Origin of the sequence: Commensalibacter sp. M0355, from assembly GCF_016101365.1 — a bacterium.
Taxonomy (GTDB): domain Bacteria; phylum Pseudomonadota; class Alphaproteobacteria; order Acetobacterales; family Acetobacteraceae; genus Commensalibacter; species Commensalibacter melissae.
On the sequence record NZ_JACFQQ010000005.1, the window covers coordinates 1 to 25,312 of the forward strand.

Below are 25,312 nucleotides of genomic sequence, written 5' to 3' on the forward strand. Positions count from 1 at the left end.
CCCACCTCTCATATACCGTAAAAAACCAAATAAATATCATAACTTAATAAATATAAAATTCTTATACAAAATAATTAATACTGGATTGGCTTGTTTTCAGATCAAGATTTATATTTTAACATTAAAATAATTTCAACATACGTAATTTAAAAAATAATATTAAACTGATGTCTATAACCATTCATAAAAAACATTATGTTTTATTAACATTTATTATTACTTTTATTTATTCTATTCCTTTTTTATTGTCTCCTTATGATTTTGTTGATGATATGTATCGGGCATCTAATGGTGACCTTTTTGTATGGTTCCTTAATGTAAGACCGTTTTCTGTTTGGTTGATTCGTTTATTGAACGGAAGTGCAATAGTTTCTGACCCTTATCCTTTTTCATTTATTATTGCTTTCTTAGCTTTGTATTTAATTTATCTTTATACAACAGATAAAATAATTCGATCAGAAAATTATTTATTAAAATTAACTATATTTATTTTTCTTTTATGTAATCCATTTTTTTTACAAAATTTATCATATAAATATGATTGTATAATCATGACATGCAGTGTTGCATTGGCATGTCTATTTGTATTTAAAGAAAATAATCAAAATGTGTGTATTGATTATATAATTCGTTCATGCCTAATATTTTCTTTATATTGTTTTTATCAATGTGCTTTGACATTAGTTATTGGACTATTGGCTGTAAAACTATTGAATGATAGTGATCAGGTAGCATTTTCCAGATTGTTCAGGGAACTATTTCTAAGACTATGCAATATATTAACTACATTTCTCATTTATAAAATATGCGTTGTAAATTTTTTGATTACCAACGATTATGGTCCATTAGGAAAGATTATTGTTTTAAATGAACATATATTCATTCATCTTATTGAGAATATCAAAATATATCTATTACTGTTTTTATTGTATATTCAGGAAAACTATATAATAGTATCTTTGATTATTTTATCTGTATTTTTTTTATATACAGTGATAAAAGATTTTTTAAAGAAAAATTATAAAAGAATTTATGTTTTATACCTGTGTTTTCCTTTATTGCTGGTTGCCTTAACGAGTTCAAATATTATATTAAATATACCCAGTGGTAATACACGTGAAATGATGGGTATATCAGCCTTTTTCATTTTTATATTTCTGTATGTTCAAAAGGCTGGTTGTCCTTCAAAAATAATGCTTTTGGTTCCAATTTGTTATTTATGGACATCTTTACTTTTGTCATCAGCATTATGTAACCTGAAAAGAATAGATCATCAGAAGAATGCATTAATAGTTCAGGAAATTTTACAATCTATTTATCATTTTGGTAATAAGAAAGTGGAGGGGATTACAATTATCCGCGATGATTTGAGGTTTTCTTCTCAACAAACCATTATGAAAACACATCCATTAACAAGGAAAATTTTTGATTTTGTTGGATTGTCAAACCCTTGGTATGTAAACGGTTTATTAAATGGAGAGTATTACATGCATAAAAATGTTATTGGCAGGGCCTCTCCAGATTTTCCAAAAGATGCTAAAGATATTTTTTCTGGCTGTTATATTCAATCGACTTTATATGGTGTTATTTTGTATGTTAAAACAGGCTCTTATTGCGATAGTATTACCAAAAACTATAATCCAGGAACTTTTTAATCCATATATCAAATATTGGATAAGGATTGATTGAACAAGGGATATGTCAATTAATCCCTTATTTTAATTCTGTTATTCTTGTGCGACTGGTTTTTGATTGATTTGGGTTTCTTGATTGCCCTGAATATTGGTAATTTCCTTTTTCATGATTTCAACAGCTTGCCGATCAAGTAAGGCGTTATATCTCAATTTAAATTCAACTGTTTTTTCGGCATGAAGTTTTTTAAGTCTACCTTGTTCACGTTCAATTGTCATAGGATAGGCAAAATTGGTTCCTGGTTCTATGCCTGTGACGTATCCCTGTTTTTCGGTATCTGTGTTCTTCCATAAAGTTAGAAAGGGAAGTTGCTTAGTATTGAATTCAATGGAAACTCCTTTATTTTCGCTTTTATTATGCAACGCGGCCATGGTGCTTCCATCTTTTTTGGTATAGGGAATGATATTAAATACCATTTCATCAAAATCTTTGGTAGGTTCACGATAAGTTTGCCAATTATCTAGTCCATTTTGAGCATAGTTGTTAAAAGGACTTATTTCTTTAACAGGGGCGATAAATTTTGCATCTTTTTCTAATAGAGGTTTACCGAAATTGCTATGGTAAATAATTTGATAGGGATGTGAGTAATCGGCATGATTGGTCAAGCGATCATGAAGGGTAAAACTGTGGGAGCCAGGAATATAGGATAGCTCTGTTAGAACACGTAAATCGGTTTTTTTGAAAGTGCTTTCTTTAATTAAGCCTTTTATCTTGATTTCGTATGGAAATAGAGTATCGATCTCAACAATAACTTCAGATGCTGGTGTATTTGCTGCTTTTCCATGAAGGCTATAAAGCTCACCATTGGTGTCGGTAAAAGGATGCCCAGACCATTCATAACCGCAACGCACCATCATTTCGTTAAAACCCTCCAACCATCCGGTGCCATTGCGACTTTGAAGATTTATGAAAGTGGGGTTGACTATCTCCTTTACAGGTGAATCCCAACCCAGGCGAATGCCAGGAGCTGTTGCTTCAATCACATTCATTCCTCGTGTTGGGCTCAGGGTGATGGTCAATCCATCAGGACATTTAATTATAATCAGTCTAGAACCTTCCTGTTTTCCTCCATGCAGACAAATTTGCTGAATAGAAAATAAAACATCCTCAATGCCAAGCTGGTGATTGTTAATCTCCCAATTGCCTAATTCAATGTTATGGGCTGCGCTGGTTAGTGTAAAAGATTTGGTCTGATTTTGAGATAATGAAAATTCTAGTGTCATTTTATTCTCCCGGATTTACAAACAGCACTCATGCATTATTTTGAAGATTTATATAATTAATGCAATAATAATTGAATTTGTTCCTTAAAATTATTTTCACTGATGTAGGGGGATTGATAATAAAAATCGTTTTTTGATTTAAAATAATTGGATAGATCAAATAAATTCTCTTGATCAATATCTCTTATTACCAAATTTTTCCAGGAAGGGCGTATAAATTGCTCGACAGCTTGTGACAAAGCACATTGATCAATACACCAATTGGTAAAATTATGGGGATCATAAGCCCATTTTATATAATGTCCGATAAAATGAAGAATTTTAGGGGTGATTTCTGAATGGTTTAGATATGTAATTCCGGCTCCCAAACACCAAGGTGCCCCCACGAGCTGATCACCATTTTTATCAAAAGCAAAAAGTCTCAAACCAAAATCATAATTGCCAAATAAAGGGAATTTTTTACTGAAAAAATCCTCTGTAACGGTGAGATCAATATCAAGAATAAAGGTTTTTGTAGGATAACGTTGATAAAGTTTTTCCGCAAAAAGAAAACGTAAACAGGTAAAATAGGCTGCATCCCGATAAAGTGAGGAACCATAACCATAGGTAATATGCATATTAGGAATGGTGTTATGAATAAATTCAGAGATCTCCTTTAGAAATTCTTTTTGTTGAGATGATGGATTTTCCAATGCAAGAGCAAGAACGATTTTACTTTGAAAATCTATCCTTTTATGTGCTTTTACAAGAGTAAAGAGAAATTTGGGTAAATATTTTAAATACCGGGAATCACAACCCAGAATGAATAGTAAATCGGCTTGTTGACCTTTTAGATCAGCATATGACCATTGCCATTTTTCCAGATGAAATGGATCATCATGTTTATTAGCCTGTTCAAAATTTTGGTATCTCTTTTCTGTTAACCAACTATATACACCACTATCTTCATTGTCGAAATAAACGGAAGTTTCAGGAGCCAGTTCTTTGGATTTTTGAAAGTGATAATCTGCCAAGGGTCTATTATGGAGAAGCCACTGCAATTTTCCTGCATTTAGATGATACCAGGTTGTATCTCCATTTAATTCATATTCCTCGTTCAGTAACCCTTTTAACAGATCTCTAAAATGTTCTTGAAGTCTGTCACAATAATAGCCCAGATAAATTGCATAACGCTGTTGAATTGTTTGATTTGCGCCGTGCATTGAATAAGGAAAAAGATAAAGGTTAAATTCGGAGGTTGGAATTGGCAATTTATATCTTTGTAAGATATTGGGTAAAAAAAACATATAATAATTGGTAATTTCACCTTTTTCCAATTCGGACATGATATCCCTTGTTAAGAGGTCAGAAGAACAAATGAAATTGAGATATTTTTCCAGTTTTTCTAAAGAAGCGTTTATATCTTTTTTCAAGAAAAGGATAGTTGCCTTAAAAAAATAGTAGTCCTTATTGTTTGAATCTATCTCTATAAGAAAATTTATTAACGCTTCAGCCAACATATAATTTTTAAAAGTAAGGCAATATTGGCAGAGCTCTTTTAATATTGTTTGGTTAGCCAGGTTATTTTTAAAATTTTCAGTAATTTGCGTTATATTTTTCAATCCGGGATATATTTTTGTTGGAATCGGTTTTGCTTGATTTTTTTTTATGAAATCTAGAACATGATATTTAAGAATAGCCATTTCCATTGGTTTTATAATCTTTCTTGTTTTAATAAATTTATTTAAATGAGTTTATTTGATATAGATTTTTCAAAAGAGAAAAATTAAATTCAATGATCGTTTAAAAGTTAAATGGTCTTATAAAAAATAAAATTATTATAATTAATTAAAACATGATCTATATTATATAAAGTTTTTTATAAATATTTTATATAATGATAAGCTTTATATGAATGAATTGTTTACGTAACTGGAATGGTAATAATGGATATTCTATCTGCTCGATTGAAAAAAATACAGCCTAGTCAGACACTGGTGATTAGTGCAAAGGCGCGTGCCATGAAAAGTAAGGGTCAGGATGTGATCAGCCTTTCTGCTGGTGAACCTGACTTTGATACGCCGATCAATATTAAGAACGCAGGCATAGCAGCCATTCAGTCCGGACAGACAAAATATACAGATGTTGGAGGGACCCCAGCTGTCCGCCAGGCAGTTGCCCAACGTTTGAAAGCCGATTATAATATTGACTACCAACCTGAAGAAATCATGGTTTCCAGTGGTGGAAAACAGGTTATATTCAATGCGATGATGGCCAGTCTTAATCCAGGAGATGAGGTCATTATCCCTTCACCTTGTTGGGTTTCTTATCCCGATATTGTAACATTGGCTGGTGGAACACCAGTTATCATTCCTTGTAAGGAGGAGCATGCAGGTTTCAAGTTGCAGCCCGAACAACTGAGTGCAGCAATTACGTCTAAAACGAAATGGCTGATTTTGAATTCCCCTTGTAATCCCACAGGTGCTGTATATAGTAAAGAAGAATTGCAGGCTTTATGTGATGTCTTGATGCAATATCCAAATGTATGGGTTTTGACGGATGATATTTATTCCAAGCTGGTTTACGATGGGGTGGTTGCTCCAACAGTAGTCCAGGTTGAACCACGCCTTAAAGAACGCACAATTACAATGAACGGTGTTTCAAAAGCCTATTCGATGACGGGATGGCGTATTGGATATGCTGCCGCCCCTGTAGAATTTGTCAAGGCAATGATAAAGTTGCAGGGACAGTCCACAACCAATCCCTGTTCCATTAGTCAGGCGGCAACTGTTGAGGCTTTGACTGGTTCACAGGATTCAGTTGCCGATATGGTGGCTACTTATCAAAAAAGGCGAAATCTGGTTTTGGATAACCTAAATGGCGCACCAGGTCTATCCTGTTTAAAACCCATGGGGGCCTTTTACCTGTTTGTTTCAATGAAAAATTGTTTGGGTAAAACAACCAGTAAGGGGACAAAAATTAATAGTGATCAGGATTTCGTAACGGCCTTACTGGAAGAAGAGGGTGTAGCCACAGTTCATGGAGCAGCTTTTATGATGGCTGGATATTTCCGTATTTCCTATGCGACAAATACAGAGTTGCTTAAGGAAGCCTGCTTACGGATTAAACATTTCTGCATGAATTTGAGCTAGGGCTAGATATTGGTTATGAATAATGAGGAAATTGCAATTGAACCCGCTCTTGCCTCAAGAATGAGCGGGTTTGAGGCTCCTGCAACCATCGCGATGTCAATGCGGGCAAGGGTTCTGAAAGCAGAAGGAAAAAATGTTATTTCCCTAGCCCTGGGACAGCCTGATTTTTTAACACCCAAAATAGCTATTGAGGGAGGTTATCAGGCGGCTTTGGAAGGAAAAACGAAGTATCCTCCTATCGACGGTTTTTTATCGTTGAAAAAGGCCATACAAAAAAAATTCAAGGAAGAAAATGGTGTCGATTATGCATTGGACGAGATTATGGTTGCAAATGGGGTTAAACAGATTTTGTTCAATGCCTTGATGGCGACTTTAGATCCGGAAGATGAGGTCATTATTCCGGCACCCTATTGGACTAGTTATCCAATTATGGTACGATTTCTGGGAGGGAATCCGGTTCATGTTGTTTGTCCTGAAAAAGATAATTTTGTCTTAAAGGCAAGGCAATTAAAAGCCGCTATTACGCCTAGGACCAAATGGCTGATTTTGAATTCCCCCAGCAATCCAACTGGTGCTGTCTGGACAAAAGAAGACTTGCTGGCATTGGTTGAGGTATTGAGGATTAATCCTCAGATATGGATTTTTGCTGATGAAATTTACGAACATCTGATTTTTGACGGGCAACGCCATCATTCATTGGCGGCTTTGGCACCAGAATTAAAAGATCGTATTTTAACGGCGAATGGGGTTTCTAAAACTTTTGCAATGCCAGGTTGGCGTATAGGCTATGCCGGTGGGGTAAAGCGTTTGATTAGAGCGATGCTTAAAATTCAAAGCAATTCAACCTCTGGTGCCTGCAGTGTCAGTCAGGCAGCTGCTACTGCGGCTTTGCAATATGCGCAAAAAGAAGTTGAATCAATGAAACTGGCTTATGATCGACGTCGTAAAAAAATGACGGCCGCCTTTTCAGCAATGAATGGTATAAGCTGTAATATTCCACAGGGGGCCTTTTATATATATCCAGGTATTGCCGGCTGTATTGGAAAAAAAACAGCTCAGGGAAGGTTGATTGCCAATGATCAGGATTTTGCTGAAGCATTATTGGAAGAGACTTATGTTGCGGTTGTTCCCGGATCAGCGTTTGGTTTAAGTCCCTACTTGCGTATAGCTTATGCCGCTGATGATGTCGTTCTTGAAGAGGCCTGTCAAAGAATTTCCCAGTTTGTGCAAGGGTTATCCTGATCGTATTCATTAATACTCCGGTTTTCTTGAGTATTAATGAAGGGGTTGAAAATTATTTAGATTGAATTTTGTCTTTTTCATCAAATAGTTTGGTGAGTTCGTGAATCATTGTTCCCCCCAATTCTTCTGCCTTGGTGATTGTCACGGCATGTTTGTAGTAACGTGTTACATCATGCCCAATTCCAATGGCTACAAGCTCGATTTCAGCACGATTTTCGATTTTGCGAATCATGCGTTTAAGATGATTTTCAAGATATTCTGATCCATTCGTCGATAAAGTGCTATCATCAACTGGCGCTCCATCAGAAATAACCATTAAAATTTTACGTTTTTCTACACGGGTTTTAAGTCTTTGCCATGCCCAAAAAAGTGCCTCTCCATCAATATTCTCTTTTAACAAGCCATCCTTGAGCATAAGGCCTAAATTACGTTTGGCTCGTCGCCATGGCTGGTCGGCAGCTTTATAAATAATATGGCGTAAATCATTTAACCGTCCTGGATTCTGGGGACGTTTGTCAGCCAACCATTTTTCACGACTGCGTCCACCTTTCCAGGTCTGGGTTGTAAAACCGAGGATTTCTACCTTAACGGAACAACGTTCAAGAGTTCTGGCCAGAATATCTCCACACATTGCCGCAATGGAAATAGGGCGCCCTCGCATGGATCCAGAATTATCGATTAACAGTGTTACAATCGTGTCCTTAAAACCGGTTGATTTTTCTTGTTTAAAGCTCAGAGAATTGGTTGGGTTGGTGATTATTCTTGTTAATTTGCTGGCATCGAGAAGTCCTTCCTCCTGATCAAAATTCCAGCTTCTGATTTGTTGCGACATCAATTTGCGTTGTAAACGATTGGCCAGCTTGGATATGATATTTTGTATTTCCTGTAATTGTTGATCAAGCCGGTTTCTTAGGAAGTCTAGCTCGTTTACGTCGCAAATCTGTTCAGCGGTAACTACCTCATCAAATAATTTTGTGTAAATGTGATAGGATGCATCTTCAACATCAGCTAAAGTATCCGGAGGTTGTTGTGAGGGGCCACCAGCTTTTTCAGATTTATCACTTCCCATAGCTGAATCCGGTTTTTCTTGATCCTCCATATTCAGGGGAATTTGTGAAAATTGCTGTTCAAGTTCGCTTTCTTGCTGTTCTTGTTTTTCTTCAGGGTAATCTGGATTGCTATCTTTGTTTTGATCCGCGGTATCTTGAGAGGATTCTTCCTTGCCATTATCGGATTTTTCCTCTTCTCCTTCTAGTAAACGATAGGCTTGAAGCAATTGTTTGGTAGCTTGTGCATAATGATCTTGGTCAGTCAAAGCCTCTTTCATGGCCTTGAGAGCTTTTTCACCTTGGGGTGTTAATTGATTGCGCCATAATTGCAGAATTTTACGAGATGCTTTTGGTACTGTTTTTCCAGTCAATGTTTCATAAACAAGTAAAGAAAGGGCTTTTGCAGGAGATAATTGTTCCGCCTTGTCCATCCTTGCATGCCCTTCTATATGACTGTTATGTTCCATAACTGCCTGTAGATTGGCGGCAACCCCTGCCATCTTCTTGCTTCCTAATGCTTCCACACGGACTTGTTCCAGGGCATTGAAACTATTTTGTGCGTCCCCTGATGTTAAGTCTGGTGGTGAAGGAAGATCATTATCATGATATTTTAGATATAGGGCCAGTGCATCAGCTTGTCCCCTAATGAATTGCAGGGTTTTTGCATCTTGTATTTCTGGTGGTTGTGGAAGATGGACGTTTTCCTTGTTGTTTTTGGATTGATATTGACGATTGTTGACCGTGCTTGAACAGAAATTGATATTGGTTGCCGTATAACCACTTAAAGTATGTATGGTACCAATCAGGGCTTGTTTGAAACGTTCAGGATTATAAGCGGTTTGAAAATTGAGTAAATCAGTCTGTCTGTTCTTCTGATTTTTAGGCATTATAATCCTCTTGTTAAATCGGATAATTCAATATTGTTTAAACTGTTTTGGGATCGGTTGTTAAAAGGTCAACATTAAAACAGCGTTGGTAATATTCTGCTACAATTCCGTGTTCTGATAGGTCACATTTATTTAGGAAGGTTAGGCGGAAAGATAATGCAAGATCATGAAAGATTGTATAGTTTTCAGCCCAGCTGATGACAGTGCGAGGAGACATTACAGTAGACAGTTCCCCTTCGGCAAATCCAATTCGGGTTAAATTGGCCAATGCTACCATTGATTCAATCTGTTTTTTTGTTTCTGCGTCCTGAGGCTGTACATTCATTTTTGCCATGATTATTTTAATTTCTTGTGGAGGGGGTAAATAATTCAGTGCGGCAACAATATTCCAGCGATCCATTTGCCCCTGATTGATTTGTTGAGTACCATGATACAGCCCGGTCGTATCTCCCAATCCAATGGTGTTTGCGGTTGCAAAAAGACGAAAGGATGGATCAGGGCGAATAACTCGATTTTGATCCAGCAAGGTCAGTTTGCCTTCTGTTTCAAGCACACGTTGAATGACAAACATAACATCAGGACGGCCAGCATCATATTCATCAAAAATAAGTGCACATGGATGCTCTAAAGCCCATGGAAGTAAACCCTCTTGAAATTGTGTAACTTGTTTTCCGTCCTTTAGGATGATGGCATCCTTTCCAATCAAGTCAATACGGGAAATATGGCTATCGAGATTGATGCGAATACATGGCCAGTTCAGACGGGCAGCGATTTGTTCGATATGGGAGGATTTTCCCGTTCCATGAAATCCCTGTATCATGACCCGTCGATTATATTGAAATCCTGCAAGAATGGCATGAGTGGTATCTAGATCAAAAAAATAGTTTGGATCCAGATCGGGAACCAGTGAGGTTTTTTTTGAAAATCCCTTGACCTCCATATCAAGATCAATATCAAATGTTTTTCTTACGTTAAACAATTTATCTGGTTTTGATAACATAGAAATGTCAGGTAAATCGGTTTTATCGGGATTAGTTAGGTTTGAAGTTGATCTAGACATAGAAATTATCCTGTGTAGAAGAGTTATTTTAATGATCTAAATGATTTTTTATTTTGCTTCAATCATATTTGTCAAATATGTTCGGAGTAGGGAATAAGCTGCATTAATCTTTTTAAATTTTTCTTCCAAATCCGCGTCACCACCATTTGTATCAGGATGATATTTACGGGCAAGCTTGGTATATCTTTTTTTTAAACTGGCCAACGAAAGTGGCCAGCTAATTTCCAGTAATTGCAAAGCTTTTTGTAATTCTTGGGGGATATTGGGTTTCTGTCCGGTATCATGATGTGTTTTTGTTCTTGTTTTTTGAAAAAGCCGTAGCGGATCATGGAATGATTGCTCATTTAAAAGATTTTTTTTTCCTAATCTACCAAGCTTCCATGAAGGTTTATCCCATACAGCGGCGGAACGCATGTGTTCCTCTATTTGCGCAGTATTCATTCCCCTGAAATAATCCCAGTTTTTGTTATATTCCCGAATATGGCTAAAACAGAACCAATAATAGTCATATAACTGGTGACGGGATTTTGGTGCCCGATATTTTGCTGGTTCTCTGCATCCTGGCATGTCACAATAACGGTGCGGTGTTGTTTTTGCATTGTTGGGATCAAACATTGTTGCCCATTTCTTTTTAAACATCATAAGTATTTTGATTTCATAAGAAATAGAATAGAAAAGTAAGGAACATTGTTCTTGGAAGAATATCACAAGAATTGGGGAAAAATGAATTATATTCTAAAAAACGGTTATAATTCAAAGGGCATATTAAAGATATTTTATAATTCTGATATAGAATTAATCATCTTGATATAAAGAGGTAAGGCAATGAGAATAGATAAAATCATGAATGGGATATGCAAAAAAATAATATTGCTTTTTCCGTTTATATTAATGGCATGTCAGGCTAATCAGAAAACAAGACCTACTTGCGAGCTCGTTTCAATTTCAAGGGTTGAAAGTGCCCTGAACGATCCAAGGGGATTTGAGGGACAATTCACGCAAATTTGGTCAAATGGTAATCAATCTGAAGGACGTATCGTATATATACCTGGAAAATTACGTTTAAATTATGAAACCCCTTCCACAATGATTGTTGTTGCAAAGGGTAAAAAAATGGTGGCAAAAAATTTTGACGATCATTCTGTTACACATATTGGATTGGCAAGAAACCCTTTGGGATTAATGCTAAATAGCCCTGTTCATTTATCATCACCCATTCTTGTAACGGCAATACAAAAGGGAACACAGGCTTTGCAAATTTCATTGGCAAGCGGGGATAATCCATCCCAAGGTTTGTTAACTCTACGGTTTCAAGATGTAAATGGTCAGTTAACCCTTGATCAGATGCAAGCTATAGATGTGCGTAAACGGCAAACGATCATGAATATTTCAAATGTTCATATGGGTTTAAGTGTTAAAAATAATTATTTTAACTATCCTGATCAACCATAAGGTCAGAAGGTGGTGACCGCAATTTTAAAGAATAGACAAACACTTGCTGCCAGGCTTGACAGAGGACTTGGTCTATCATATCAAATGAAGTATTAATTCCTAGTTCATGCATGCTCGTAATTCCATATTCCTTCAATCCACAGGGGACTATTCCGGAATAATTTTCCAGTTTGGGATTAATATTCAACGCAATTCCATGCCAGCTGATCCAATGGGATAGCTTAATTCCAATTGCGGCAATTTTTTTCTCTTTTTTTGTAACAGGATCGGTAACCCATAATCCGACACGCCCTTCTTTTTTTTCTGCTGCGATATTGAATTGTTGAAGGGTGAGAATGATCCAGTCTTCAAGTTTGTGAATGAATGCGCGAATATCATGATCGGGAAAAGTGGGATGGGGTTTACGTAAATCCATCATTACATAGATGATTCGCATTCCTGGACCATGGTAAGTCCATTGTCCACCCCGATTAGAATGAAAAACAGGAAAATTCTGTGGATTGAACAAATCGCTCTCTTTTGCCGATGTTCCCGCAGTGTAAAGCGGAGGATGCTCCAAAAACCATAGGCATTCTGCCGCTTTCCCATCAAATATTTTTTGAACGTAATTTTTCATCCATTGAATTGCGGTGGGATAGGGAACAACTTTTTTGCTTTTTTGCAAAAATATTGGTGTGATAGCCATTGCTAGAAACTCTTTCATCGGTTATAGAGAAAGCATATTGGATTGAATTATGAAAATCAATCCCGTGCGACCGTGGCGGAATGGTAGACGCGCAAGCTTGAGGTGCTTGTGGGGAAATACCCCGTGGAAGTTCGAGTCTTCTCGGTCGCACCATATTCTTGTTGCGACTTGAATATAGAACTTATTTTCTTTTCATTTGCCTTTGATATATAATTTTACCAATTTTACAAAGATTTATTTGTAAAAATGTCATGATTGCAATGAAGAGGAAATTATGGATCATAAATTTAAGCAAGATGCGTTGGATTATCATGAATATCCAACACCAGGGAAATTAACAATAACACCAACAAAAAGAATGGCGACTCAAACTGATTTGTCCTTAGCCTATTCCCCAGGGGTGGCGGCACCATGTTTGGAAATTAAAAGGGATCCTAGTTTGGCTAGCAAATACACGGCCAAAAGTAACCTGGTTGGGGTTATTTCCAATGGTACGGCTGTTTTGGGGTTGGGAAACATCGGGCCCTTGGCGGGAAAACCCGTTATGGAGGGCAAGGCGGTTTTATTCAAGAAATTTGCTGGTATTGATGTTTTTGATATCGAAGTTGATGCCAATGATCCGGAACATTTCTGTAATGTTGTCGCGGCGCTTGAGCCAACTTTTGGCGGAATTAATTTGGAGGATATCAAGGCGCCTGAATGTTTTATTATTGAACAGAATCTAAAATCCAGAATGAATATTCCGGTTTTTCATGATGATCAACATGGAACGGCGATTGTCGTAAGTGCGGCTACCATTAATGCCTTGCGAATTCAGAATAAGAAAATTGAAGACGTTAAATTGGTCACTTCTGGGGCTGGGGCGGCAGCTATTGCATGTGTAAATTTATTGGTAACTCTGGGATTAAAACCTGAAAATGTCATTTTAACGGATATTGATGGAGTGGTGTGGCAAGGCCGCGATCCAAATATGCCAGAAAATATGGCACGTTATGCCAAAGACACGCAGGCTCGCCGTTTGGAGGATGTTATAGCGGGTGCAGATATTTTTCTTGGTGTTTCTGTGGCTGGAGTTCTGAAAAAAGAATGGGTGGCAAAAATGGCATCCAATCCTTTGATTCTGGCATTGGCAAATCCGGAACCTGAAATCACTCCAGAAGAGGTTGGCAGTATTCGATCAGATGCGATTATGGCAACAGGTCGTTCTGATCATCCAAATCAGGTTAATAATGTTTTATGTTTTCCTTTTATATTTCGCGGAGCCCTAGATGTTGGGGCAATCGAAATAAACGAGGAGATGAAAAAAGCCGCCGCTTATGCATTAGCAAATCTGGCGACACAAGAAGCCAATGAGGTTGTCGTGGCCGCTTATGGCGGTCAGGCACCTGCCTTTGGTCCTGAATATATTTTGCCAAAACCTTTTGATCCGCGATTAATTTTGGAAATTGCGCCAGCGGTTGCAAAAGCGGCCATGCAAACAGGGGTTGCCTTACGTCCGATTGATGATTTTAATGGATATCTGGAGCATCTGATGCAATTTGTGTTCAGAACCAGTCAGGTTATGCAACCTGTATTTGCAGCTGTTCATCAACATAAAGGACTGCAAAAGGTTGTCTTTTCTGAAGGCGAAAATGATAGGGTTTTACGTGCTATTCAAACTATGGTTAATGAACAGATGGTTTTACCTTATGTTATTGGAGATCAGAAAAGGATTCATGAAAAAATTACTCAATTGGGGTTAAGCTTAAAAATTGGTAAGGATTTAACAGTTTATGACCCCCAAAAGGATAACTCATTTTTACAAACACTGGAAAAACCTTATCAGAGATTGGTTGAAAGAACGGGTGTTCCTCCGTCTTTGGCGTATGAACAGCTCTATAGAAGAAAATCAATTCTAGCAGCGATGCTTTTAAGGGAGGGTCATGTTGATGCAGCACTTGTTGGTGGATTTGGTGAATGGTATCGTCATTTTAAGACATTGAAAAATATTATCCCCAAACAGGATGGAGTAAAGGAATTCCATACTATTTCTGCTATGATTCAGTCAAATGTAGCGCTTTTTATGGGGGATACTTATTTACATCTGGACCCTACGGCTGAGGAAATTGCTGAATTAACTTTATTGGCTTCTGAAATGGTATCTATGTTTGGTATGGTACCAAGAGCCGCTTTATTATCTTATTCTTCTTTTGGAACGGGAAAATCTGAATCAGCATTAAAAATGAAAAAAGCCCTGGCCATAATACGTGAAAAGAATCCTTCATTAGAAATTGACGGGGAAATGCAGGGTGATGCTGCGTTAAGTGAAACCTTGCGTTCGAGATTAATTGATGATTCACCCTTGAGAGGAAATGCTAATTTGTTAATTATGCCCAGTCTTGATGCGGCAAATATTGGATTTTCCTTGAGTCGTGTGGTTGGAAATGGACTGCAGATTGGTCCTATAACGCTTGGCACAACAAAGCCGCTTCATGTTCTTACGGAAAATACAACGGCACGAGGTATCGTGAATCTGACAGCTATTGCCATTCGCCAATCATTAAGAAAAAAACAATAAATTTGATTGCAATATTAGGAAAATATTGTAATCTTGTTCAAGATTACTGAATTTACTGTGTATAAAAGAGTGAGAAATCCATTTTTTCACTCTTTATTTTTTCATTAAAAAATGCATATTCGCGATTGCTTGTAAAACACGCATTAAAATTTTGGATAAAATATAAAAATTATAATTCTACAATTAATTGTTTAACTTCAGGGGAAACAGTTAAAATTAGATTTCCGTAAGGGTTAAATGTGCTTGAATGAGATGGTACATTATAATTGAAATGAAAGTTATTGTCGTGTTTGCGTAATTCGTACAAGTGGCATTTTAAAGATTTGTAGCTATAATAAATTAAAGGAACAGGGGGAAGCGTTAATCCCATTTTTGGATCTTTATACATTGTTTTGAGTCTTTCAAAAAAACCGGGATTTATTTTTTTGATTTCCAATAATATTTTTGAAATTATAGAAGACAACGGACTTCGTTGAGGTAGATCTATCGTATTTTTATTATTTGCTGGAAGATATTTATTTTCAAATTCATTTATTTTTTTAAATAATGAATCGAAGTCTATGATAGGTAAACGGTTAAAACCGATTTCATTTTTAATGATCTCAAATATATCTGTTATCTTATTCTTATCTGAAATGTTGCCGCCCTCAAGCAAATTTAATGGGCTCGGTAAGGTGTCAACGGTTAATCCAGAGTGACAAAGTGGAATAACATTGATATTTTTTTGCCATCCTGCCCCACATTCAAAACTGATCCAAGGACGTTGAATACTTTTGGGACTGCAAAATACAATCATGATGGCACTATTTTTTAAATTTTCTTCAATTTCATCAAACCATCTTTGACCCGGTTTTATGGAGAAACTGGACGTGAAAACATGGACTTGTCCAAAAAAACTGTCTTCGATTAATTGTTGAAATATACTTGTAAGTTCTTTTTCTTCTGTAATATGACTTAGGAAAATCGTTTTTTTGATTAATTCTGGCATTTATAAAGTGACCTTGTTATAAACCCTTTTTTAACATTATGAATAATAATGACAAATTTAGGAAAGTATACATTAATATTAACAAAATGAAATAAAATAAATTGATCAAGTGGAAGCTGATAAATTGTGTAATAAAATTATACACATGAACTAATATAAATTTTATAAAATATGATTTTCTTCATATGACCAAAAAATTGGCAAAATATATCCAAGATTTTATTCCATATATTGTTTTCACGATAGATTAGCTGTAAAAAGAAAGTATATTTAAATTATTTAAGCTTTTTTAAATAAATATTATTTAAAAATAATTTAAGTTATTTAAATAGTAATGGTTTTTTAATTAAGTATAATCTTCCAAAGATGTGTATTTTATTCATCTTTGGTTTTTTTTGATTCACATTATATTTAAATATTATCAAGATAAATTTAATTCGATATATTTGTAATAGCAATCATTTCTGGGAAGTTTGAAAAAACAAATTTTTCTGTTAAAATTTAGTTTTATTATGGTAGCATTATTACCCGTAATTATTAGACATAATTTGATTAAGATTCACATATAGGTATTTAATTAAAAGGGAATTCCGCGTTTAGAATGTGGCCTTCTTGTCATAATTTTTACATATTCTTATCAAATTGTGAAATAATATTTGTTTTGTTCTAAATTAGACATTAACATATTTGTTTTTTATTATTAAATTTCAAGGTAGAGTTCTGTGATTAAACCTTTAAAAAAAGCTGTATTACCTGTCGCTGGCTTAGGAACACGTTTCTTGCCCGCAACCAAATCAATGCCAAAAGAAATGTTGCCTGTTGTTGATCGTCCATTGATTCAATATGCACTGGATGAGGCGCGTGCGGCAGGAATTGAACAGTTTTGTCTGATTACAGGTCGAGGAAAAGATTCTCTAATTGATTATTTTGATGTTGCTTATGAACTTGAGGATACACTGCGACAAAGAGGTAAAAAAGAGTCTCTAGAGGCTCTCCATCCATCTAGTATTGAGGCAGGTTCTTTAACCGCTTTGCGTCAGCAGTCTCCATTAGGGTTGGGGCATGCAATATGGTGTGCTCGTACATTTGTTGGCGATGATCCATTTGCCATTTTATTACCGGATGATTTGATTATGGCAGCGCCAGGATGTTTGGCACAAATGGTTGAAGTTTATAATGAATATGGTGGAAACGTTGTCGCTGTTACCGAGGTTCCTCGTGAAAAGACATCCAGTTACGGTATTGTGGATATTGAAAAGGATGATGGAAAACTGGTCACGATTTCCGGGGTTGTAGAAAAGCCGGAGCCTGAACAGGCTCCCTCTAATCTTTCAATTATTGGACGTTATATTTTGTCACCTGAAATTATGAAATATCTTTCTAAAATGGAAAAAGGTGCAGGAAATGAAGTTCAATTGACAGATTCTATGGAAAAATTGATTGGACAAATGCCTTTTCATGGGTTGAGATATAATGGGGTTCGGTATGATTGTGGAAGCAAATCTGGATTTCTAGAAGCTCAGGTTGCCTTTGCTTTGAAACGTCCCGATCTAGCTCCGGCCATGCGTAAGATAATACAGAAATATGCCCATGAAGAGGTTAAATAATGGAACATCAACGTGTAATTAATTCGACAATCCTGCGAGAATATGATATTCGCGGCATTTATGAACAGACTTTTTTTGTCGAGGATGCCTATGCGATCGGACGGTCCTTTGGCAGTTTGGTCGCAAGGAAAAATGGAAAAAAAGTTGTTGTTGGTTATGATGGTCGGGTTAGTTCGCCTGATTTAGAGGCTGCTCTGGTAAATGGATTAAAGAAAAGCGGTTTGGAAGTTGTCCGTATCGGTCGTGGTCCGACCCCAATGCTCTATTTTGCTTCAACAGTTATGCAGGCTGATGGTGCTGTTATGGTTACGGCCAGTCATAATCCCAAAGAATATAATGGGATGAAATTCATGCTGGGTGGCAAACCGTTTTTTGGTAAGCAGATTCAGGATTTAGGGGCACAGGTTGCGGCTGGTGATGTGGTTCCAGAGGGTAATGGTACGGTTCGTAAGGTTGATGTTTCAGAAGATTATATTAATCGGCTTTTGGAAGATTTTGGGGGAACTGAACGGAAATTGCGTGTTGTCTGGGATAACAGTAATGGGGCTGCTGGTGATATTCTAACCCGTTTGGTTCAGAAGTTGCCCGGTGAACATATTGTTCTGAATGGAACGATAGACGGCGATTTTCCCGCTCATAGTCCAGACCCTACTGTTCCCAAAAACCTTGTTCAGCTTCAGAAAGAGGTGGCCAATCGCAAGGCTGATATTGGTATTGCGTTTGATGGTGATGCCGATCGTATTGGCGTGATTGATGACAAAGGTAATATCCTTTGGGGTGATCAGCTTATGGTTATTTTTAGTCGTGATATTCTTGCAAGTAATCAAGGGGCAACGATTGTTGCTGATGTTAAAGCAAGCAAAATTCTTTTTGATGAAATTCAAAAAGCGGGTGGAAATCCTTTGATGTGGTGTACTGGACATTCCTTGATCAAGGCCAAAATGGCTGAATCAAAGGCTGTTCTCGGTGGGGAAATGTCTGGTCATATTTTCTTTGCAGATAAATGGTACGGGTTTGACGACGCATTATACGTTGCAGTCAGAACGCTTGATATTGTCGCCCGGTTAAAGGGTCCTTTATCAGAAGTAACAGAGTCTTTACCCAAAGCAATTTCTACTCCTGAAATTCGTTTTGATTGTTCCGATGAGCGTAAATTCACCGTTGTCCGTGAAGTGGCTGAACGGTTAAAGGAAGAGAAGGCCAATGTCGTGACGATTGATGGTGTAAGGGTGAATACAGAAGATGGATGGTGGCTTTTAAGGGCTTCCAACACTCAAGCTGCTTTAGTGGCACGAGCGGAGAGTACATCTGATGAGGGATTGGAGCGATTGAAAAATGCTTTAAAAGCCCAGTTGAAGGCTTCTGGTGTGGAATTTCCAGAAGAATAAATTGAGATTAGAATTTTAACTGGTTTCTATTTTTTTATAAAAAGGATACAGTCTAGCGATTGTATCCTTTTTGTTATCTATCAAATGATATATGCCATGAATGTTCCATTATTATTTAACCGTTCTCTTCTGAAATTGCATCGAGATAGATCTGTTTTATATCATTTTGAAATACAGGATATCTTTCAACAATGTACGGATCGGTTACTGGAACGACTTGACGATATAAATCGTTCCTTTGAATTTGCCTTGGAAATCGGAGGGCGAGGGTATGTTTCTTCCTATTTAAAAAATAGAAAAATAAAGGTGATATCGGCTGATTTGTCGGCAGGTCTGGTTTCAATGAATGTAAATTCGAAAATCTGTATGGATGAAGAATTCTTGCCTTTTAAATCAGGATGCTTTGATCTGGTTATTGCGAATTTTAACTTGCATTGGGTTAATGATTTGCCTGGTACTTTATTACAAATTCGAAGAATTTTGAAGTCTGATGGTCTTTTCCTGGCGGCAATTCCTATACTTCCGACTCTTTCTTTATTACGAACCGTAATGGCTGAAGTTGAAATGGAATATTGTGGTGCTGTTTTGCCGCATATTTCTCCATTACCTGATTTAAGATCATGTGCAAGTTTGATGCAACGGGCTGGTTTTGCCTTACCCACTATTGATAAGGAGGCGATTGAAATTGTTTATCGCTCTTCATTGGCTTTATTTCGGGATCTGCGTTGGGCAGGGGAAACAAATTCCTTGCAAATGCATCAGGCTTATTTTGCAAAAAAAACTTTATTTGCCGAATTTATTGCACGTTTGGAAACTTTTAAACCTATTAAAGTTGATATAAATTTTGCCATTTTAACAGGTTGGTCTCCCGACGCGTCACAACCTCAACCTTTAAAACCTGGTCAATTCAAAATGTCTTTGGAAGAAGCGTTGCGGAATAAATAGAATCAGTTTTAATTTACGAATAATATAAAATTGTAAAATTTTGAAAAACTTGGGAAAGATTGTTTAATTTAATTGAAAATAAAATTTTTATTTTGGAATTTAATTTTTAGATTATATGAAAAAAATCTGATTGTTAATTTTTTTAGAATAAGAAAAAGTTCTGCATAATTTTAAATTTATTGATCTATTTATTATTGAACAATAGTTGTAATAATTTAAGTTATATAAATCAAATAGTTATTAAATATACATTTTTATTCATAATATATTTTTTTTAAAATTTTAATTTTAGGGTTCTTGCAAAGAATGATGATTTAAAAAGCTTTATATTGATGATATAACCGATCGTAATTGTAGAATTTTGATATGAAAAGTAAGCGGTATGGCACATAAGAATGTAAAAAAAGTTGTTCTGGCCTATTCGGGAGGGTTGGATACTTCTGTTATTTTACGGTGGTTACAAAAAACATATGAATGTGAGGTTGTAACCTTTACGGCTGATTTGGGACAAGGGGAAGAATTGGGTCCAGCCCGTAAAAAAGCGGAAATGTTCGGTGTTAAAGAAATTTTTGTCGAGGATTTGCGTGAAGAATTCGTAAGGGATTATGTCTTTCCAATGTTTCGTGCCAACACGCTTTACGAAGGACAATATTTATTGGGAACCTCAATCGCGCGTCCACTTATTTCTAAAAGACAAATTGAAATTGCCGAACAGGTGGGGGCTGATGCCGTTGCGCATGGGGCAACGGGTAAAGGGAATGACCAGGTTCGATTTGAGCTGGCCTATTATGCATTAAAACCCGATGTCACTGTTATTTCCCCTTGGCGTGAATGGGATCTCACTTCTCGTACCCGTTTATTGCAGTTTGCTGAAGAAAATCAGATTCCGGTTACGCATGACAAACGTGGGGAAGCTCCCTTTTCGGTCGATGCCAATCTTTTACATTCATCTTCGGAAGGGAAAATTTTGGAAGATCCTTCCCTTCCTCCTGATGAAGCTGTTTTTCAGCGAACAATTTCACCGGAAGATGCTCCAGATAAGGCGACTGAAATCAGTATTGATTTCAAAGCTGGTGATCCTGTAGCGATTAATGGAATTGTAATGTCCCCGGCAACTATACTGGCCCGTTTGAACGAGTTGGGTAAGGCCAATGGTATCGGGCGTCTTGATCTGGTTGAAAATCGTTTTGTTGGCATGAAATCCCGTGGAATTTATGAAACACCGGGTGGAACGATCTTATTATTTGCCCATAGAAATATGGAATCGATCACTCTTGATCGTGAGGCCGGGCATTTAAAGGATAGTATCATGCCTCGTTATGCGGAATTAATTTATAATGGTTTCTGGTTCTCACCAGAGCGCCGAATGCTGCAGGCCCTGATTGATGAAAGTCAGCATTCTGTTACCGGTCGTGTAAAATTGAAGCTGTATAAAGGTAATATTATCTTGATGGGACGTGAAAGTCCGAATAGTCTCTACGATATGCGTGTTGTAACATTTGAAGATGATGAAGGTGCATATAATCAAATGGATGCACAGGGCTTCATTAAATTAAATGCGTTACGACTACGTTTGGGCGCACAGGCAGGTCGACGTGGCGGTGCCTTGTAAAATTTGAATAATCAGGAGTTGAAAATGAAAAAGATGCTTTCTTGGATAGTTCCTGCGGTTTTGGCAATTCCCTTGGTTGCTTGCGCTGGTAGTAAAAAGGAGCAATTAACCCCCGAACAGTTTATGCAAAAGGTTGAGGCTGAACCGGGAGTGAAAACATTACCTAGTGGATTGGCTTACCGTATTATCCAGTCTGGAAACCCTAAGGAAGCCTCTCCTGCTCCAGGGGATCTAATTTTGGCGGAATATGAAGGGCGTTTGCCAGACGGTGTCATATTTGATTCATCAGATCGGCATGGTGGTGGTTTAATGCAAATGCCTGTTGAGGGATTAATACCTGGCTGGATGGAAGCCCTGCCTAAAATGCATCCTGGCGATGTTTGGCAGCTTTATGTTCCGCCTAAATTAGGGTATGGAGAAAAATCTATGGGGATTATTCCTTCAAATAGCCCATTAATTTTTAAGATTCATCTTGTTGGGGTAACCAAAAACCAACCGGATAACTAATAAATAAAGGATTAAGGTGATTTATGAGTGTCAAGCCGTCAGGTAAGCGCGTATTTTCAGGAATTCAACCAACTGGTATCCCGCATTTGGGAAATTATCTGGGGGCCATTCAGTACTGGGTTGATATTCAACAGGATAATGAATGTATCTATTGCCTGGTTGATATGCATGCCTTGACGGTTTGGCAGGAACCCGTATCCCTACGAAAACAGACTTTGGAACAGACGGCTGTTTTATTGGCTGCTGGTATTGATCCCAACAAGCATATCTTATTTAATCAATCAGCTGTATCCGCTCATGCGCGTTTGGCGTGGATTTTCAATTGTGTTGCGCGAATTGGCTGGATGAACCGGATGACACAGTTTAAAGATAAGGCGGGCAAAAACAGGGAAGCCAATTCTGTAGGATTGTATGTTTATCCTAATTTAATGGCCGCTGATATTTTGGCATATAGGGCAACGTGTGTACCTGTTGGTGAGGATCAGCGTCAACATCTGGAATTAACAAATGATATTGCCCAGAAATTCAATCATGACTACAAAACCGATTTCTTTCCTGTTGTCGAGGGATTTATTCCAAAAACAAGCGCCCGTGTAATGAATTTAAGGGATGGTAGTAAAAAAATGTCCAAATCGGATCCTTCCGAACAGGGGAGGATTGAGTTACTGGATGAGGATGATGCAATTACGAATAAAATTAAACGGGCAAAAAGTGATTCTGAACCCTTACCGTCTGAACAGGAAGGGTTGTCACATCGTTTAGAGGCGTTAAATTTAGTGTCAATTTATTCGGTTTTAGCCAAGCAATCGATTGAACAGGTGCTCCAGGATTTTGGCGGAAAAGGATTTAGTCCTTTTAAATCCGCATTGTCGGATCTTTTAATTCAAAAAATTGCACCAATCAGAGAGGAAACAAAGAAATTGTTGGCAGATAAACAATATCTACAGACAATTTTGAAACAGGGTGCCGAGAAGGCATCAGCAATTGCTGATCCTATTGTGTCTGAAGCGGAATATATCGTGGGGTTTTTAAAATAAAGAATGAAACAGCAGGTTGGTAAATTGAGTGTTAAAACGCAAGGTCAGGGATTAACCATGATTACGGCTGACCTGTCCAGTTGGATTTTGCGATCAGCCATCAATACTGGCCTGTTAACGATATGGTGTAAACATACTTCAGCTTCTTTAACTGTTCAGGAAAATACGGATATTTCGGTAAGAAGCGATATTCTAAATTATTTTAATGATCTCGTTCCAGAAAATCGCTCCTATCAGCATACTGATGAGGGGAGTGACGATATGCCCGCCCATTTAAAAACGATGTTGACCGAAACCTCCTTGTCTATTCCTGTCATTGATCGGAAATTAAGTTTAGGGCCATGGCAGGCCGTTTATTTGTTTGAACATAGAAAAAGGCCACATATTCGAGAACTGGTTTTACATGTAATGGGGAACTAGAGAATAATGATATTAAGAAAATGCTATCGAAAGCTTATCTTGATATAATTGATTTTTTATTTCCGCCACGCTGTATTTTATGCGGTGTTCATATTCAACGATCTGGATATTTATGCTCTGACTGTTTCAAACAGCTTGAATTTATTGTGGAGCCCTGTTGTGAACAATGTGGAACGCCTTTTCTTTCTGATTCAGAGGCGGGAGAGGATCATCTTTGTTTGAGTTGTCGGGAAGAGCCATGTTTATGGGAGAAGGGGCGGGCAGCTTTTGTATATAACGAAGGGATTAAAAAGTTAATTTTACCCTTAAAATATGCAGATCGGTTGAATGGCTTGAACTTTTTAGCAGGTTCTATTTGGAATATTGCCAATCCCTTTTTTGATAATGCTTCATATATAATTCCTGTTCCGTTATACAAGAAACGTTTGCGACATAGAAAATACAATCAATCGGCCCTGCTGGGAAAAAAATTGGCCAAAAGATCAAATATTCCCCTTTTATTATTGGCCTTGAAAAGAATTAGGGATACACAGTCCTTGGGACATTTGAATAAACAGGAACGACAAGATTTACTGGAAAATGCATTTCAGGTTAATCCAGCCTATTCAAAAATTCTTCAGGGTAAGACAATTATATTGGTGGATGATGTTATGACCACTGGCAGTACCCTGATGGCTTGTAGCAGAATATTACTGGAAGCGGGTGTAAAACGAATATTTGTGGTTGTTATTGCAAAAGTAAGTTATTTCTGAAAATAAAATTATTCATTTATAGTTTATAAATTATAGATTATCATAAATAAGATATATTATTTGTAATTAAATGTTTTTGGGAGAAAAACTATGGCAAAAGTTGAAATATATACACAACCAGGATGTCCTTTTTGTCAAAAAGCTCTGACGCTCTTAAATTCAAAAGGCGTGAAATTCAATCAGATTAATGCTCCTAAAGGTACGGCAGAACGAGAAGAGGCAATAAAACGTTCGGGGGGTAAGATTACTGTTCCGCAAATTTTTATAAATGGTCAGTCAGTGGGTGGATGTGATGATTTGTTAAGGATGGAAAAGACCGGGAAGCTTGATGCATTATTGAAATAAATCAATAAATACTGATTTATTTATTAATAAATGGAGATAATTAAGTAAGTGTTAAATAAAAATAAAGTTATAACCAAGATTTTAGGTGCTGTAATAAGCGGAATGTTCTTATGTTGTCCCTTTTATGAAAATTACGCGCAAAATCTGAATGAAACTAGATCCATGCCAGAAATTGGATTATGGACAACCAAGGCAGAAGACGGTGTTTTTCAGATATATAAATGTGGTGAGGGTCTTTGTGGCAAATTTGTAGGGATGCAATATAAAGGACCTGTTGCTCCCGTGAGTTCTAAAGGAACTTCCCAGTGCAATTTTTTAATGTTGCGTAATTTTATGCGTAAGGAAAAAAGTAAATATTGGGTAGGAAAAATTATCGATCCCCGGAATGAAAAAATTTATGATGCCAAAATCTGGATTGACGATCATGATCAATTAAAAATCCGGGGTTTTATGGGGATCAGCCTATTTGGTGAAACACATGTTTGGCATCGGTATAATCATGTGATCGATAAAGGTTGTAGAATTAAATAATGTTATTTTATTTCTACAAATAATTATTTTTTATTATTTCAATTGTTATCAAGAGCGTAATTAATAAATCGTAATGATTTATAATGGTTACGCTCTTAATTATTATTATATTTTATATTTCGAATAAATTATTATTAAATTAAAGAATAGATTTTATAAATATTCGTTAAATTATATCAATAATAAATAAATCGTATTAAAT

Annotated in this window: 22 protein-coding genes and 1 tRNA gene; 16 read left to right on the forward strand and 7 right to left on the reverse strand. The window is 36.8% G+C overall.

The genetic code is table 11. From position 1 onward, the window contains the following. Positions 1–272: 272 nt before the first annotated feature. Positions 273–1,655 carry a glucosyltransferase domain-containing protein gene (locus H3T44_RS09165; RefSeq protein WP_255552125.1) on the forward strand — a complete coding sequence of 461 codons (1,383 nt, stop codon included), beginning with the start codon at positions 273–275 and terminating at the stop codon, positions 1,653–1,655. Positions 1,656–1,727: 72 nt separating this feature from the next. Here H3T44_RS09165 and H3T44_RS08155 read toward each other — a convergent pair whose 3' ends face one another. Further along, the gene (locus H3T44_RS08155) at positions 1,728–2,915 is read right to left on the reverse strand and encodes an aldose 1-epimerase family protein (protein ID WP_198196884.1); all 1,188 of its coding nucleotides are present in this window, start codon (positions 2,913–2,915) and stop codon (positions 1,728–1,730) included. A gap of 56 nt (positions 2,916–2,971) precedes the next feature. Beyond that, entirely contained in the window at positions 2,972–4,327 is a 1,356-nt protein-coding gene (locus tag H3T44_RS08160; protein ID WP_198196883.1) for a hypothetical protein, read from the reverse strand. Positions 4,328–4,840: 513 nt separating this feature from the next. Between H3T44_RS08160 and H3T44_RS08165 the strand changes: the two genes are divergently transcribed. Further along, on the forward strand, positions 4,841–6,046 hold the full coding sequence (locus H3T44_RS08165) for a pyridoxal phosphate-dependent aminotransferase (RefSeq protein ID WP_198196882.1): 1,206 nt from the start codon (positions 4,841–4,843) through the stop codon (positions 6,044–6,046). Between the two features lie 15 nt (positions 6,047–6,061). After that, positions 6,062–7,288, forward strand: coding sequence for a pyridoxal phosphate-dependent aminotransferase (locus tag H3T44_RS08170; protein WP_155579952.1), 1,227 nt, complete (start codon positions 6,062–6,064; stop codon positions 7,286–7,288). A gap of 52 nt (positions 7,289–7,340) precedes the next feature. Here the strand turns inward: H3T44_RS08170 and H3T44_RS08175 are convergent, their stop codons facing one another. Genes H3T44_RS08175 through H3T44_RS08185 form a run of 3 tightly spaced genes read right to left on the reverse strand, consistent with a single transcriptional unit; the run spans position 7,341 to position 10,926 of the window. Next, positions 7,341–9,224 carry a cobaltochelatase CobT-related protein gene (locus H3T44_RS08175; protein ID WP_198196881.1) on the reverse strand — a complete coding sequence of 628 codons (1,884 nt, stop codon included), beginning with the start codon at positions 9,222–9,224 and terminating at the stop codon, positions 7,341–7,343. A 37-nt stretch (positions 9,225–9,261) separates the two neighbouring features. Then, on the reverse strand, positions 9,262–10,284 hold the full coding sequence (locus H3T44_RS08180; protein ID WP_122122887.1) for an AAA family ATPase: 1,023 nt from the start codon (positions 10,282–10,284) through the stop codon (positions 9,262–9,264). 48 nt (positions 10,285–10,332) lie between these two features. Further along, positions 10,333–10,926 (reverse strand): J domain-containing protein, encoded by a 594-nt coding sequence (locus H3T44_RS08185; protein ID WP_198196880.1) that lies wholly within the window; start codon positions 10,924–10,926, stop codon positions 10,333–10,335. A 183-nt stretch (positions 10,927–11,109) separates the two neighbouring features. Here H3T44_RS08185 and H3T44_RS08190 point away from each other — a divergent pair, with 183 nt between their 5' ends. Then, positions 11,110–11,736, forward strand: coding sequence for an outer membrane lipoprotein carrier protein LolA (locus H3T44_RS08190; protein ID WP_198196879.1), 627 nt, complete (start codon positions 11,110–11,112; stop codon positions 11,734–11,736). Here H3T44_RS08190 and lipB read toward each other — a convergent pair. Beyond that, a complete protein-coding gene (gene lipB, locus H3T44_RS08195; protein WP_198196878.1) occupies positions 11,714–12,421 on the reverse strand; it encodes a lipoyl(octanoyl) transferase LipB in 708 nt (235 codons plus the stop codon). The two genes, H3T44_RS08190 and lipB, sit on opposite strands and share 23 nt — an antisense overlap. A 66-nt stretch (positions 12,422–12,487) precedes the next feature. On the opposite strand from lipB, the gene H3T44_RS08200 reads away from it, so the two are divergent. Both H3T44_RS08200 and H3T44_RS08205 read left to right on the forward strand, forming a co-directional pair. Beyond that, positions 12,488–12,574: transfer RNA gene (locus H3T44_RS08200), tRNA-Leu, on the forward strand. A 121-nt stretch (positions 12,575–12,695) separates the two neighbouring features. Further along, positions 12,696–14,978 (forward strand): NADP-dependent malic enzyme, encoded by a 2,283-nt coding sequence (locus H3T44_RS08205; RefSeq protein ID WP_198196877.1) that lies wholly within the window; start codon positions 12,696–12,698, stop codon positions 14,976–14,978. Between the two features lie 169 nt (positions 14,979–15,147). On the opposite strand, the gene H3T44_RS08210 is transcribed toward H3T44_RS08205, so the two are convergent. Further along, positions 15,148–15,966, reverse strand: coding sequence for a toll/interleukin-1 receptor domain-containing protein (locus H3T44_RS08210; RefSeq protein ID WP_198196876.1), 819 nt, complete (start codon positions 15,964–15,966; stop codon positions 15,148–15,150). 722 nt (positions 15,967–16,688) lie between these two features. On the opposite strand from H3T44_RS08210, the gene galU reads away from it, so the two are divergent. From galU to H3T44_RS08260, 10 genes are all read left to right on the forward strand, one after another. Beyond that, complete coding sequence (gene galU, locus H3T44_RS08215; protein WP_198185439.1) at positions 16,689–17,573, forward strand: UTP--glucose-1-phosphate uridylyltransferase GalU; 885 nt, start codon at positions 16,689–16,691, stop codon at positions 17,571–17,573. After that, complete coding sequence (gene pgmG / locus H3T44_RS08220; RefSeq protein WP_110439517.1) at positions 17,573–18,961, forward strand: phosphoglucomutase/phosphomannomutase PgmG; 1,389 nt, start codon at positions 17,573–17,575, stop codon at positions 18,959–18,961. The genes galU and pgmG overlap by 1 nt, the downstream gene beginning before the upstream one ends. 96 nt (positions 18,962–19,057) lie before the next feature. Beyond that, on the forward strand, positions 19,058–19,906 hold the full coding sequence (locus H3T44_RS08225) for a methyltransferase domain-containing protein (protein ID WP_198196875.1): 849 nt from the start codon (positions 19,058–19,060) through the stop codon (positions 19,904–19,906). A 382-nt stretch (positions 19,907–20,288) separates the two neighbouring features. Next, a complete protein-coding gene (locus H3T44_RS08230) occupies positions 20,289–21,518 on the forward strand; it encodes an argininosuccinate synthase (protein ID WP_155564874.1) in 1,230 nt (409 codons plus the stop codon). A 24-nt stretch (positions 21,519–21,542) separates the two neighbouring features. Beyond that, on the forward strand, positions 21,543–22,025 hold the full coding sequence (locus H3T44_RS08235; RefSeq protein ID WP_110439519.1) for an FKBP-type peptidyl-prolyl cis-trans isomerase: 483 nt from the start codon (positions 21,543–21,545) through the stop codon (positions 22,023–22,025). 23 nt (positions 22,026–22,048) lie between these two features. Further along, positions 22,049–23,062, forward strand: coding sequence for a tryptophan--tRNA ligase (trpS, locus tag H3T44_RS08240; RefSeq protein WP_198196874.1), 1,014 nt, complete (start codon positions 22,049–22,051; stop codon positions 23,060–23,062). Positions 23,063–23,065: 3 nt separating this feature from the next. Beyond that, positions 23,066–23,482, forward strand: coding sequence for a secondary thiamine-phosphate synthase enzyme YjbQ (locus H3T44_RS08245; protein ID WP_110439521.1), 417 nt, complete (start codon positions 23,066–23,068; stop codon positions 23,480–23,482). A gap of 20 nt (positions 23,483–23,502) precedes the next feature. After that, the gene (locus tag H3T44_RS08250; protein WP_155567582.1) at positions 23,503–24,234 is read left to right on the forward strand and encodes a ComF family protein; all 732 of its coding nucleotides are present in this window, start codon (positions 23,503–23,505) and stop codon (positions 24,232–24,234) included. 90 nt (positions 24,235–24,324) lie between these two features. Continuing rightward, positions 24,325–24,579, forward strand: a complete 255-nt coding sequence (gene grxC, locus H3T44_RS08255) for a glutaredoxin 3 (RefSeq protein ID WP_198196873.1) — start codon at positions 24,325–24,327, stop codon at positions 24,577–24,579. 48 nt (positions 24,580–24,627) lie between these two features. After that, complete coding sequence (locus H3T44_RS08260; RefSeq protein ID WP_198196872.1) at positions 24,628–25,110, forward strand: DUF2147 domain-containing protein; 483 nt, start codon at positions 24,628–24,630, stop codon at positions 25,108–25,110. The last annotated feature ends 202 nt before the right edge of the window (positions 25,111–25,312 follow it).